Below are 13,362 nucleotides of genomic sequence, written 5' to 3'. Positions count from 1 at the left end.
CCAATTCGACACGAACAGTTGACTCTCCTTTATTTCGCAGGACGTAGCTGAAAATCAGTCTGAAGGTGGAGAGGATTTCAGGCTGTTAGCTGTTATGGAAAAATTGATTCCTGCCTATACTAAGAGTAGTAAATAGAAAGGGAGGAATTATCATGTTTAATTTGTATGAAATTGAAATTTTGGCTGAAAGCCGCCGTTCAAAATAATAATTTAAAAAAGGAGTGCTACTATTGATAAATTTAGGCGGCTTTTAAAACCTCTTCCTGATAGATGTTAGGAGGGGGTTTCATTGTTTTAGAGTACGAAGCTCACGCATCATATCTACTTGATAACGGTACATCGATCATGCCATTTTTTACAGTAACTCGGTTTCGACCAATTTTTTTTGCATCAAGTAATAGGTTGTCCGCATATATATGTGCTTTTTCTAATGTTAAATTCCTATTTATTTTGTAATAATAGAGGCCGAATGACGCTGTAAATCGGATGAGTACTGGCATATTCTTAAATGTAGCATCAACAATACTTCGCTCTACACCTTCACGCAATTTTTCTACAAGCTGAACTGTATCATCATACTTCCGATTACGAATAAATACAGTGAATTCTTCACCGCCACTACGAAATATGTAATCATCTTCACCGATATTATTACGGATAAATAAAGCAAAGTGTTGAATAACTAAATCACCAACCGCGTGATTATATGTGTCATTGATGGATTTAAAATGATCAATATCAGCTACGATCACACCAATGTATTCTCCGGAATCTTGTAGGTTTTTCATCGTTTTGTCCATAAACGCGCGGTTTGGTACACCTGTGAGGAAATCCGTGTATGCCATTTGTTCAAATTTATCACGTTCAGCACGGTCTTGAAGACTTTGAGATTTTACAATTAATGAACGGCTTACTAAATAATTTAAGATAAAGAATGAAACGATTACTTCCCATTTGCCCTGCGTTAGAAAAATAAAGAGTAATCCATTCGTAAGCGTGCCACGTCCAGTATCGAGTAGACTTCTACGGTTATAAAACTGTATGATGTCTTTTCTCGTTTTAAAGTCACCTTCTGCAAAATAGATAATCACGAGGAATGTATCAGTCAAGAGCAATGATCCAAAGACTAATACGAATAAGAGTAACCAATACATAACTGGTTCGTTCTCAATTGCAGGAAATAAAAAAGCAAATAGGTAATATGCTAATGAGTTTGCTAGAACAAAGGCTCCTATGTTGTAAAAAAGGTGAGTAAATTCTTCAGGACTAGCTGTTTTCGTTCTTTTTTTATAAATATATAGAGCTACACGGTGAATCACTTCATAAATTAACAACCCTAATGGCCCAGTGAAAAGAACAAACGACATGTCATATGATGTACCATGATTTAGGTTTAGTTTACCTTTTTTATACGTGCGAAGATTAAAGAATAGTAGACTGAAAAATAAATATAATCCTAATGCCAGTAAGAAAGAATTTGTATCAACTAACAATCTATTAAAAGGGATGGAAATAGCAATGGAAGCAATAAAGATAACTGCTATTATCAATTTTACAATGCGCATATCCCGTCCCTCCTTTTTTCGTTAATTGTATACTATATTTTGAAAAAATTCTATATCTTTTTTCATAGTCTATAATACCTATAAAATTACATAGAACACGGGCTGTTAGCATTTAAGTCAAACAGCCCGGACAAGCTACTTGTAATTCTTATTATCGGTTTTTGATGTAAATAATGTAATCGATGGTTCGCCGCCGTTTCCGTGGTATAGCCGATGAATATAATCTTCGGTGATTAGTTTCACTTCTTTACTTAAAAATATCATCGGAATGACGTTGCATAAGACAACGAATGCTAGCATTAGATCAAGAAATTGCCAGACAAATTTAAGACCGCCAATTGCACCAATATAAACAGAAACAATATACACAATTCGCATGAACCTTGCAGTTTTAATACCATACAAATATTCTGCTTGTTTTTCACCATAGAATACGAGAATTCCAATCGTTGTAAAGACAAAGAAGAAAAGGAAAATAGCGATAAATGTACCCCCAAAAGCCTCGCCGTATAACGACGAAAAGCCTACTGTAATCATACTTGAAGCTTCTCCTGGTCCGACCATTTTCCATGCACCAGTCACTAACACGACTAATCCTGAGACCGTGCAGATGACGATTGTATCGACAAATACACTAAAGATACCCCAAAATGCTTGTTTTGACGGATGATCTGTTTGAGCAGCTGAATGTGCTATTGGTCCCGTACCAATTCCTGCCTCATTTGAATATAAACCGCGAGCCACTCCCCAGCGAATAGCCTGCGCAATACCTGCACCAGCGAATCCTCCTGCTGCGGATATTGGAGTAAATGCATTTGTGAAAATAAGACTAAAAACGTGTGGTAATTGTTCTGCATTTACTACGATAATAATCATCCCAAATAGTAGGTACGTAATGACCATAAATGGAACGAACTTATCTGTCACTTTAGCAATTCGTTTAATTCCGCCAAATACGATTAGTGCGATGAACACCGCCATAATAGCTCCTGTTAATTCAACTGGCCAGCCAAACGCACCTTCAACTTGAGTAGTAATAGAATTCGATTGCACCATGGCGCTAGGGATTAATTCTAGCATTAGGAAAAATGCGAATAGGGCTGCCACCTTATCCCATCCGAGAGCTTTCTTAATATAGTATTGAGGTCCGCCTACCCAAATGCCATTTTCGTTTTCTTCTCGATATTTCATACCAAGTACAATTTCACCATACTTGGTTGCCATACCAAAGAGAGCAACTGCCCACATCCAAAATAGGGCACCAGGTCCACCTAATGCAATTGCTACTGGTACACCAACAATATTTGTTGCTCCTGCAGTAGATGCAAGTGCTGAGGTAAACGCTTGAAAGGGTGTAATTGTTCCTTCATGTTTGTTTTTTGAAAAGATTTTTCCGATTGTATTATGTAAAACATGTCCAAAAAACCGAAATTGGAAAAACTTCAGACGTATGGTATAAAGTAATCCAGTAAAAATGAGTAGAATAGATAGTAAATACGTCCAAAAGAAGTTTGATATATTTGCTATTATTGATTCAAAAAATGCCAAATGACTCAGTCCTATCTCGTTGTATTTTTAATCTAAATACCCAATTTGTGGATATTTCAATCAATAGGCCGAGTCATTTATTATTTTTTGTTCACTATTCGTACTAATTCCATTTCATCTTCAATTCCTTTGAGAAGGGCTGTAAATGAATGCTGGACAATCTTCTTTTGCTCGAGTAGTAGTCGAATCGTTTCATTTTCTAAATAGGAACGATGTACTACAATATCCGCACCGATACTTTTATTCTGTATCCGTGCTGCAATGTTAACTGTCCGACCGAAGTAATCTAATCGATCATTCGAGTTCACAACGATAGCGGGTCCGCTATGGATACCTATTTTCAATACGATAGAATCACCGTTACTTTTGTTAAATTCGTTAATGTGCTGTTGTATAGAAACTGCTGCTTTTATACCATCCTCTGGTCTATAAAATACAGCCATTACCGCATCACCAATTGTTTTCACGATACTACCATTATTTTTCGATATCCACTCTGTTAAATAGTCAAAATGGCGACGGACTTTGCCATACGCATTGGCATCACCAACCTCTTCATATAAAGAAGTTGACCCTTCAAGGTCACTAAATAAAATGGTTACATTTTCGATTCCAACCTGTTGGCCAGGCGCCAATACCTCTGACGAGAATAAGTCTCTGAACTCTTGCATAGCTGTTACTTCAGCAGCTGTTGTTGCCTCATCATTCCAATTTGTTCTTTCAATTACTGCAACAATTTCTCGACAGCTTGCGTTTTTTACTGTAAGTATATCTTTACTGGTCTGATGGGATATAGTAAATCCGTCATTTGTGTACGTAAGTCCGTTAGTTGAACCGTCCGAGTTAATTGTAATGTCCTGTTTATGGTTCGCTTGTAACACCCGTATCTGTAATTTCTCTTGGGCAGGGGAAAGTGGTAGTTGGACAGTTTCTCCAGCTTTAATCACATGTTGAACGATAATGTGTGGTGTTATCATAGGTCCGCCAACACAGTAGGATTGGTCATAAGCTTTACGAATAGATGGATGTACGGAAAACTTTAACTCCACATAGTTCTCAAAGTTAGCATTGTAATCTACACCACATAAATCACAGTGAAAATTATTACTTACGTTTGATAATGATGTATATTCATCTTTAGAAACGCGACAGTTTGGGCAAATAAGGTTCCAGCTTAATGATAGGATTCCTGCCTTCGTAGCGAATAGAAACAATCGTAAAACCTCATCACTTGCTCTGTTCCACCTATTTGCAATGCTTTTTGCACGCATATTAATAACTTCTTGGTCTGGACGAGAGGTGATGTGTTGATGAAGTAGTTCAATGAGTTCAACCTCCGCTATCATAGCTTTTAACTTTTCTTCTAATCTATTCAGTTCTGCCTCTGCAATGTTATGATTCTTGTTTTTTTGTGGGGAATAGTTTTTCTCTGGATTGCGTACAAATTCATCCATATACTTCAACGTGTTTCGCATTGATTGTAGTCCTGTTACTGGAATAGCTCCGATCCCAAGTATATTACGTGGTGTGAATTCACCTAAGAGCCTTACCTTTGTTCCACCTTCCGAGGTATCTGTTAATTCGATACCACCTACAAAGTGTTTTAGTGGACCACTTAAATATCTACGTTCTACCGAATAATAATCGTTTTCAACCCACTGAAAGGGCATTTCTTCCCATTTTAGTGGGATTGCGCCAGCGACCTTTGCATTTGCTTCCCGGTAGAATACATGAAACGTTTTATTTTTTGCAGGTGTAAACGTAACAGGAAATAGGCCGATAAATCGGTTTAAGCTATCTGTATCACTCAAAAGCCGCCAGACTGTCTCTCGAGAGATTGGATACTCTTTTTCAAGTACATATTTTTTTGCTTTAAAATCCATTGAAATTCCCCCTTAGGACAGATAGATTGCAGCTGCTAATAGGATGATATGAAAAATTTGATCCGTCATGATGGATAGCCATCGCCGATTTGGTTCTGTTGCTGTTTGTACATGGGTAACCCATATTCTTACAAATGTGCCACGGTCAAGAATTATATGTCCGATAAAAATTAATAAGATTCCAATAGAGGATAAACCGCCCTCTAGTAAAGAAACGAGTAGAATGACAATTGTGTATACTGTTGAATGAACGAGTAGGGGAGTCCACTTTGTTGCTTTATATGTTGCCATCCAGTTTGTTTGAAATAGGAAATCTCCTATAAAATGGCCAATTAATAGAATGCTAAATATGTTCAAATGGATTATCCCCTTTCGTGTTTTTATCAATTGTGTAGTTACATCGTTCTAATATGCTAATGAAAGTATCTACAATTTCGCCATCATAAAGGGTATCCTTGCAACGAATTAGTTCCTCTGCTCCCTCTCGAATTGTAAAACCTTTACTATATGGTCGTACAGTAGTCATTGCATCAAAGGAATCAGCAATACCTACGATTCTTGCAAAAAGGGGAATATCATTCTCCTTTAACCTATCCGGATAACCACTCCCGTTTACTCGTTCATGATGCCAACGAGCTGTGGTAATTGCGTTCTCCATAATGTTCTTTGGTTCCATGTTTGATAGAATATTAGCCCCAATAGTTGTATGACTCTTTATTGTATCGAATTCTTCATCTGACAGTCTGGTAGTCTTTCTTAATATATCGTCAGGAATTCCTATTTTACCTATGTCATGTAATAAAGCAGCCTTGTATAGGTCATCTAACGTATCTTGGTTTAGTCCGAGTTCCTTACCTATCCATAGCGAATAGGTAGCCACTCGTTCTGAATGACCCGCAGTGTATGGATCCCGGGCATCAAGTGTCATAGCCAGTGTTTTAATCATGCTCATAAACATTTTGTACAAATCGTCATACATTTGACTATTGTGTAGGGCAAGTGTTGAGTGATTGGCAAATGTTTCTGCGAGTTTAACATCAGCCTCTGAAAAATAGGTGCAATCCTTCTTGTTTAGCATTTGAAGTGCACCAATTGTTGTCCCTTTTGCAATGAGTGGAACAGTAATCATGGATTTAGTGATAAAGCCACTCTTTTTGTCTACACGTTTTGCCCAATCCTTTTCTTTTGTTACATCTTCTATGTAGTGTGTCTTACCTGTACGAATAACTTGACCTACAATGCCTTCGTTTTTATTTAATTTTAAGTTCTGTATAGATGAGGCAGATGGGCCATATGCAGCTGTTGCTTCGATTAATTCCTGTTCGTGGTGGACAACCCATAGTGTTGCTGCTTCTGCACCAACTACTTGTACCATTTGTAGTAGTATATTTTGAAAAACCTCTTGTATTTCGATATGAGCATTCATTTCTTTAAAAGCTTCCAGTAATCCAAGTAATTCATCCACTTTTTTCTCTAATGCTTGGATTTGATCCATCTTTACATTCCTCTTTTCAGTAAATTCAGATCTAACTCTATCAATTTATTATCGGCTAAAACACCTAGATTGTGTACTTTTTTATTTCACTGATAAGAAATTATATTTTTTATGGATATCAGTATAAGGGCAACTAAGACTTTCGCCATTAAAGCTTGGCGATAAGCCTAGTTTTCTAATGTATACAAATGCGTTTACGTGTAAACAAAATGTTTTCTTAAAGTTTGCAATACCGTATACATGTAAACAAACACGCACGCATGTTGGTTTATAGGTGTTTGCGATAATGTATACAAGTACACAAAAAAGAATACGAGAAAAGTCTGATTGCCTAATCTAGCAAGATAAACTATTATTATAATGTAAGAACTTTGAGAGGAGATTGATAGAATATGACTAAATCTAGAATTGCAGCCGTTGATGTTGGAAATGACGCACTGAAAGCAAACTTTGGAAAACTAGAAAATGAATTGTATATACCGAATGTAATTGCACGTGATATGGAAGATCGTCCAGTAATCGGAATTGAGGAGCTTGATGAGAAGGACCCGCTAGATAATATACATATTAGAGTCCACTCCCCTGCCCTAGAAGAAAATAACGCAGTATATAGAGTAGGAAACTTAGCTACAAAGACCAATAACTCAACTGAGCTTGATCCTGGTAGCAGTAAATCAGAAGAGGATCAAACAATCGTTATGTTGATTGCATCTCTTGCATTAGATGCGGTAAGCAGCGGAGAATTTAAAGCTGGTAAGAATGATGTAATTGATGCTACGTATACGCTTGGTACAGGATTACCGCTTCGTGAAGTGAAGGAAGGAAAAGATGTAGGGTATCGATCACAATTGTTAGGATCCGTACATCAAGTGGAATTTTTAGTTACACCGAAGTACCAAGGAAAAAAAGTAAATATTAAATTTGATGAAGTGAAAGTATACCCTGAAGGCTTCGCGGCATACGTGAACTTAATAATGGATAATGATTTAAAGGTAATTAACAAGGAATTGATCGATAAGCAAATATTGATCCAAGATATCGGTGGACTTTCAACGGATATAGCAGTAATCCGTAACCGTAATGTGGATGACGATAAAGCACAAGGCTTTAACTTAGGAGTTGCTGAATCATTAGAAGAAATTCGCGAAGAAATTCGCACGAAGCATGGTGTGGAACTAGATAGTCGACGTGATGTAGTTGACATTATTACGAGAAAAAATGACCGTCATCACATTATGGTAAAAGGAAGCCGTACGAACGTTCATGACATTACAGATAGAATATTGCTTGAGCTTGCTAAGAAGGAATATCGTTATTTACGTAATGTTTGGGCGAAAAACTCACAGTCAGAAATCTGCTATTTTGTTGGTGGTGGATCAGCTGTATTGAAGGATTACTTGAAGGCGCTAAATAATAAATTAGACGGCTTCAACATTGAGTTTTTTGAAGACGAAAATGAAAGTATTTGGATGATGGCAAACGCCTATTATAAATTAATTTCCGATTTCGTTGCTAAATCAACAAAAGATACAAAGGAAGAAAAAACTGCAGAAAAAGCAAAGTAGGGTGATGGTATGTCAGATACGAAAAAAAGTATAGAGCGCGGGCAATCGATAACGTTCCGCGTTCCTTCAGATACGCCAGACCATATTTTAAAGCTACTGCAAAAGCTAAAAGAAACAGAACGCAGAAACTTTTCCAGTAAAATTGCTCAGTATGTGCTAAAAGGGGTAAATGAAACGTATACACGAGAACGAGAAACCTTAACAATCCCACTACCGAAGCAATTATCAAAAGAGCAAAAAAGCTGGATAAAACACGAGCATTCGGAGGCATTGATTGGGAGTATTGTTTATCAATTATTAAGTGATCCGTTGCGCGCCACATCGTTAATGGCATCGTTAAGTGGTATGCAAAGTAACTTTGAAGAAGAAGATTTTTTCGAAGAGGACTTTTATCAAAAAAACGATGAGGTTGCAGCTTCAACGGAGGATCGGCTTGGAGATATCGACCTTGACGATATGCAACAGGATATACACGAGCAAAAAGAAGAAAAAGAAATTGAGCTTGATGATGACCCATTAAGTGACTTTTTCTCTAGTATGAATAAATGAACAGTGAGGTGTAGCCATATTTGTGGACTACACCTCATTTTTATGAGAATTGCTCGGACAGTAAATTTAAATATTTGGCCAGTAAATATGTTATTCGGCTTGTATTTTTTCTAATCTGGCAAGTAAAAGTATAAATTTGGCCTGTTATTCAGAGAATCGGCCAGTAAAATAAACTTTTACGGAAACCATTGCACGAAAAAAATTAAAAAAACACTTTACCTTGACGTTACGTTAACCTTTATAGTGAATGCAAGGAGTTGATAAACATGCATATAAAAGAAGTAGCAAAACGATTAAATACGACATCAAGAGCAATACGTTTTTATGAAGAGAAAGGGTTAATAACACCAAAAAAAGATACAGAAAATGACTATCGGTCGTTTACTGACAGCGATATTGTTCGGCTGAGTACGATACTCACAATGAGGGAGATTGGTGTAACAGTTAATGACATTGGGAAAATTTTAAGCAATCCAGAACTGGGTAGGAAAGAATATTTAAACATTCAGCGTTCGGTTTTATTCGAAAAGTGGATTGAGATGAAAGACATGATCGAAACCATTGATGAAATGATGGAAAGAACAACCTATACCAATGAAGAACTTTTCGAATTGGCGCAGCACTTGAAAGGTATGAAAAATGCTAGAAAGAACTGGCATGATAAATGGAATTTTGACAACCAAGCTGCTGATTATGATCAAAACATTAAAATGCACGGATATCGATTCAATGTACATCAAGATTATGAAAAAGCACTTTCAATGGTTACTGAAAAAGTTGATGTTCAACCTGAACATGTATGCGTTGATATTGGGGTTGGAACAGGTAATCTTGGTGCGAAATTTCTAACAAAAAAATGTAAGGTAATCGGTATTGATCAATCAGAAAAAATGTTACAAATGTGCGAAGAGAAGCACCCGGCAATCGAAACAAGAAAAGGGCATTTTCTAGCATTACCAATTCTGGATAACCAAGTAAATAGCGTTGTATCAAGCTATGCACTTCATCACCTACCAGACGAAGAAAAACTTCTAGCGCTAAAGGAGATGGATCGTGTACTAAAACAGGGTGGCCAAATATGTATTGTTGATTTGATGTTTTTGAATGAAGAAAATCGCAAAATAGTAATAGAAAACTTTCGAAAAAACGGAAACACAGAAGCGATTGCCGCGATAGAAGATGAATTTTACGCAAATAGATCTCTCTTAACTGACTGGCTAACTCGTAACGGATACCGCGTTGAAACGCATCATTTTAATGATATCTTGAGTTTGGTTTATGCACGAAAAGAGGTGGTGATGTAATGGAGATTAGAGGAGAAAGAGTGACGCTACGTGATATAACTCGGGAAGACGTTGAGCGAATTTATTATTGGAAGTATGAAGCAAATGACCGAGAGCATTTAAACTGGAATGCACCATACAACCCACCACAATCCATGACGCTTGATGAATTTTTTGTAGGAAAAATAGCTGAAAACGTGAAAATGGCAGGGACAGAAGAAGTTCGCTCCGAGTTAGTTATTGAAGCTGATGGCAAGTTAATAGGTACAGTAGGATGGTACTGGGTCGATGAACAAACAAACTGGCTAAATAATGGAATTGTCATTTTTGATTCGAACTATTGGTCTGGAGGATTTGGAACAGAGGCATTTAAACTGTGGACTCATTATATTTTTGAGAAAACGAATGTGGTTAGGGTTGGGATATCGACATGGTCTGGCAATGAACGGATGATGAGGCTTGCTAGAAAAACAGGTATGATCGAAGAAGGTCGGATTCGTAATGCCCGTATTGTGAATGGTGAATATTACGACTCTGTCAAGATGGGAATGCTTCGTGAAGAATGGGAAGCGATGAAGATTAGAGCATGATAGTAGACCATGGTGGACAGTAGATTCCTTAATTGCGAAAAAAGGGGCTAATTCTTTGCGTTTGCGGACACAGATGACGTTATTTAGTGAAAAGACAGTGATTTCATTGTGATTTTAGTCAATTAGCGTACTCTGTGTCTGTATAGTGGCTAAATCTAACCATTTTATACAAATAGCGGATTCTCTGTCCGTATAAAAATTAACGCTCAAAGAGAAAATCGTTTGAGCGTTAATTTACTTTGATGTCAAGTAAAGAAAAATCCGATTGCCAAATATAACGCAATTGCAATTCCAGCACCAACGGAAGCTAGCTTCAACTTATATCGTGCGTACTCAACAAGATCCATTTCTAGAATAGATGCGGTTGTAATCGTTGTGTCACCAAGCGGGGAAGTCAATGCACCAAATGAACCGCTAGCGAATACTGCACCGACTGTAATTGGTAATGAGGCTCCAGTTGCTGTCGCAAGTGTAAAGCCGAGAGGCATGAACAAGCCCCATGTACCCCAAGATGAACCGATAAAATAGGCAACTATCGCACCAATTGTAAAAATGATGGCTGGAATTGTAAAACTAGGTAAAAACGTTCCAAGTGTTGAACTGATAAAGCTAGAAAAACCTAAGTCCTCCGCAACCAACGAAAGCGACCAAACAAGTATTAGCAGAATAATTGCTTGCATTAACTGGTTACCACCTTCGAAAAAGTGATAAATGGTTTCATCGATTGATTGTCGGCGAATCATGTAAAAAATAAACGTTATAATAAGTGTTATAAAAATGGCAAGAACCATAACATAGGTAGCATCAGCCATCGAGAACGCCTCGAAAAAAGTTTGTGCCCCTTTATTCATTCCATCAAGCCACAATAAATAGAGAGACAATCCCAATAAGAGAAACAGGGGAACGATTAAATTCCAAGGCTGCGCTTTAACCATGGACAGTTCTTTTTTTCGCCCGAGTGTATGGAAATCATGCCCTTTCTCTTCGTTGTCCGGTTTTTTCTCAGCTGCATTTTTTCTTTTCTTACCTGAACTCCAGAACGTGCGAATGAGCCCGATAACCAGCATGGTAATGGCGAATAAATTAAATGGAATACTAAGTAAGAAAATTTCATATGAAGATGCGGCTAACTGTTGTTTTTGAATACCACTTTCAACTAATGAAATCATGAATCCAACGAAAGCAGTGGCAACTGGAAGTAATACGATAACCGAAACCGTCGAAACATCCATGGTAAAGCCAACTTTTTGTTTGGATAGCTTCATTTTTTCCATTATCGATTTAATGACTGGTCCAATCATCATGATCCGGAACATCGGCATCATAAATGTAAATGGAAGTGTCAGCCAGATTAATGTTAGTAATCCACGCTGTGAATCAATCTTTTTGCCAATCCATTCAGCAAAACCCTTAATCCCACCAGAAATTGTCATCATACCAACTAAGCCGCCAAAAAGATATAAAAATCCAATGATTTTAATATTGGTTTCATCCGATAATGTAGTAATTATGTATGTAATAGTTCGTTTTATTCCATCCAAAAGATCCATTTCAACGAGTAGCGATCCAACTAACAAGCCAAGTACGAGACCAGGTAAAATCTTTCTCAACCATATAGACATACCGATAACGATTAAAAAAGGGATTAACGACACCCAGGTTTGATCCATGTTATCAACTCCTTCCACTGATACTCTGTCCTAATTCAAGAATTTCATTCATGTATTTTGGTTTAGTAACATAACAAAAAAGGTACAGAATAAAGATAATACATACCCGTAGAGAAGGTGTTCACATGTGGATTAAACATCCTTTTTTTAAATATGCAATAGGTACGCTAATCGTTTTATTGTGTATATATTTTTTGGGAAAAGTTGATTTTTTCTTAGATCCATTCCAAAAATTAATCGCGATTTTGTTTTTCCCAATTATAATTTCTGGGTTATTTTATTACATATTGCGTCCAGTAGTTCGTTTGTTTTCTAAATCAGCATATATGAATCGATCAGTTGCAATTCTCACAGTTTATGCGCTAGTTACAGTTTTAATTGTTTTATTTGTGCGTTTTGTTGGTGGTAATATCGTTGACCAAGCGCAGCAGTTGAGTGAGGAGTTACCATCAAAAATAGAGGCGACTGTCGAGAAAACGAAAACAATCATTGAGAAAAATGATTTTGGAATGTTTTCATATGAACAGTTAAAGCAAAAAGCTATTACGTTTTTAAGCGATCTAGCCCAAACGATTGGAGATAATATAACAGCAATTATAGGTGCGATTACAAGTGTTGCTACGGTGCTCATATTAGTTCCGTTTATCCTCTTTTATTTTTTAAAGGATGGAGAGAAACTTTTACCGTATTTGCTTAACTTTATTCCGAAAAAACATACCGTAGAAGGGAAACGGATTTTAAGTGATATTGACCGTACATTAGCATCCTATATTCTTGGACAGCTAACAGTTGGTTTGGTAGATGGAACGTTGATGTATATCGGTTATTTAGTTATCGACTTGAATTACGCGCTTGTACTCGCATTGTTTGTGATAATCACGGCGGTTGTGCCGTTAGTTGGACCAGCACTTGGTGTGTTACCAGCTATTTTAATTGCGTTAATTCAAGATCCGATTATGGTTGTGTACGTACTATTTATTCTATTAATCGTACAACAACTTGAGGGCAACCTTGTTTCACCGGCTGTTTTTGGGAAGCGACTACAATTACATCCACTAACAATCATCTTGTTACTCGTTGTCGCTGGTTCTCTCTATGGATTTGTTGGAATACTAATTGCAATCCCGCTTTACGCTGTATTAAAAGTTACCATCAAGAATTTTTATAAATTCTATAAGTTGCGTAAAACATAAGGGTGTGATTTCTTCAAATGT

General features: G+C 37.0%; 11 protein-coding genes. 5 read left to right on the top strand and 6 right to left on the bottom strand.

From position 1 onward, the window contains the following. Positions 1–308: 308 nt before the first annotated feature. The 5 genes from ACY9Z2_RS02140 to ACY9Z2_RS02120 form a co-directional block, all read right to left on the bottom strand. Positions 309–1,565: a GGDEF domain-containing protein gene (locus ACY9Z2_RS02140; protein ID WP_463607953.1), complete on the bottom strand. Its 1,257-nt coding sequence runs from the start codon at positions 1,563–1,565 to the stop codon at positions 309–311. A 135-nt stretch (positions 1,566–1,700) separates the two neighbouring features. Then, a complete protein-coding gene (locus ACY9Z2_RS02135) occupies positions 1,701–3,113 on the bottom strand; it encodes an alanine/glycine:cation symporter family protein (protein WP_463607952.1) in 1,413 nt (470 codons plus the stop codon). A gap of 80 nt (positions 3,114–3,193) precedes the next feature. Continuing rightward, the gene (locus tag ACY9Z2_RS02130) at positions 3,194–4,996 is read right to left on the bottom strand and encodes an adenylate/guanylate cyclase domain-containing protein (RefSeq protein WP_463607951.1); all 1,803 of its coding nucleotides are present in this window, start codon (positions 4,994–4,996) and stop codon (positions 3,194–3,196) included. A 12-nt stretch (positions 4,997–5,008) separates the two neighbouring features. Then, complete coding sequence (locus ACY9Z2_RS02125) at positions 5,009–5,353, bottom strand: DUF3307 domain-containing protein (RefSeq protein WP_463607950.1); 345 nt, start codon at positions 5,351–5,353, stop codon at positions 5,009–5,011. After that, positions 5,340–6,491, bottom strand: a complete 1,152-nt coding sequence (locus ACY9Z2_RS02120; protein WP_463607949.1) for an HD domain-containing phosphohydrolase — start codon at positions 6,489–6,491, stop codon at positions 5,340–5,342. The genes ACY9Z2_RS02125 and ACY9Z2_RS02120 overlap by 14 nt, the downstream gene beginning before the upstream one ends. A 392-nt stretch (positions 6,492–6,883) precedes the next feature. Between ACY9Z2_RS02120 and ACY9Z2_RS02115 the strand changes: the two genes are divergently transcribed. The 4 genes from ACY9Z2_RS02115 (at position 6,884) to ACY9Z2_RS02100 (ending at position 10,478) form a co-directional block, all read left to right on the top strand. After that, the gene (locus ACY9Z2_RS02115; RefSeq protein WP_463607948.1) at positions 6,884–8,056 is read left to right on the top strand and encodes an Alp7A family actin-like protein; all 1,173 of its coding nucleotides are present in this window, start codon (positions 6,884–6,886) and stop codon (positions 8,054–8,056) included. 9 nt (positions 8,057–8,065) lie between these two features. After that, positions 8,066–8,605, top strand: a complete 540-nt coding sequence (locus ACY9Z2_RS02110) for a hypothetical protein (RefSeq protein ID WP_463607947.1) — start codon at positions 8,066–8,068, stop codon at positions 8,603–8,605. A gap of 266 nt (positions 8,606–8,871) precedes the next feature. Next, positions 8,872–9,909 (top strand): methyltransferase domain-containing protein, encoded by a 1,038-nt coding sequence (locus ACY9Z2_RS02105; protein WP_463607946.1) that lies wholly within the window; start codon positions 8,872–8,874, stop codon positions 9,907–9,909. Beyond that, positions 9,909–10,478, top strand: coding sequence for a GNAT family N-acetyltransferase (locus ACY9Z2_RS02100; RefSeq protein ID WP_463607945.1), 570 nt, complete (start codon positions 9,909–9,911; stop codon positions 10,476–10,478). The genes ACY9Z2_RS02105 and ACY9Z2_RS02100 overlap by 1 nt, the downstream gene beginning before the upstream one ends. A 245-nt stretch (positions 10,479–10,723) precedes the next feature. Here the strand turns inward: ACY9Z2_RS02100 and ACY9Z2_RS02095 are convergent, their stop codons facing one another. Continuing rightward, a complete protein-coding gene (locus ACY9Z2_RS02095; protein WP_463607944.1) occupies positions 10,724–12,148 on the bottom strand; it encodes a Na+/H+ antiporter NhaC family protein in 1,425 nt (474 codons plus the stop codon). A gap of 125 nt (positions 12,149–12,273) precedes the next feature. On the opposite strand from ACY9Z2_RS02095, the gene ACY9Z2_RS02090 reads away from it, so the two are divergent. Then, positions 12,274–13,341: an AI-2E family transporter gene (locus tag ACY9Z2_RS02090; RefSeq protein WP_463607943.1), complete on the top strand. Its 1,068-nt coding sequence runs from the start codon at positions 12,274–12,276 to the stop codon at positions 13,339–13,341. The last annotated feature ends 21 nt before the right edge of the window (positions 13,342–13,362 follow it).

The organism is Virgibacillus sp. GM2-2 (assembly GCF_055329585.1).
This window is presented reverse-complemented; position numbering and strand designations above follow the sequence as displayed.

Coding starts and splice junctions, on each gene's coding strand:
- ACY9Z2_RS02110 (WP_463607947.1), top strand. CDS start 8,066: ATGTCAGATACGAAAAAAAGTATAGAGCGCGGGCAATCGATAACGTTC.
- ACY9Z2_RS02130 (WP_463607951.1), bottom strand. CDS start 4,996: ATGGATTTTAAAGCAAAAAAATATGTACTTGAAAAAGAGTATCCAATC.
- ACY9Z2_RS02120 (WP_463607949.1), bottom strand. CDS start 6,491: ATGGATCAAATCCAAGCATTAGAGAAAAAAGTGGATGAATTACTTGGA.
- ACY9Z2_RS02095 (WP_463607944.1), bottom strand. CDS start 12,148: ATGGATCAAACCTGGGTGTCGTTAATCCCTTTTTTAATCGTTATCGGT.
- ACY9Z2_RS02115 (WP_463607948.1), top strand. CDS start 6,884: ATGACTAAATCTAGAATTGCAGCCGTTGATGTTGGAAATGACGCACTG.
- ACY9Z2_RS02090 (WP_463607943.1), top strand. CDS start 12,274: ATGTGGATTAAACATCCTTTTTTTAAATATGCAATAGGTACGCTAATC.
- ACY9Z2_RS02100 (WP_463607945.1), top strand. CDS start 9,909: ATGGAGATTAGAGGAGAAAGAGTGACGCTACGTGATATAACTCGGGAA.
- ACY9Z2_RS02140 (WP_463607953.1), bottom strand. CDS start 1,565: ATGCGCATTGTAAAATTGATAATAGCAGTTATCTTTATTGCTTCCATT.
- ACY9Z2_RS02105 (WP_463607946.1), top strand. CDS start 8,872: ATGCATATAAAAGAAGTAGCAAAACGATTAAATACGACATCAAGAGCA.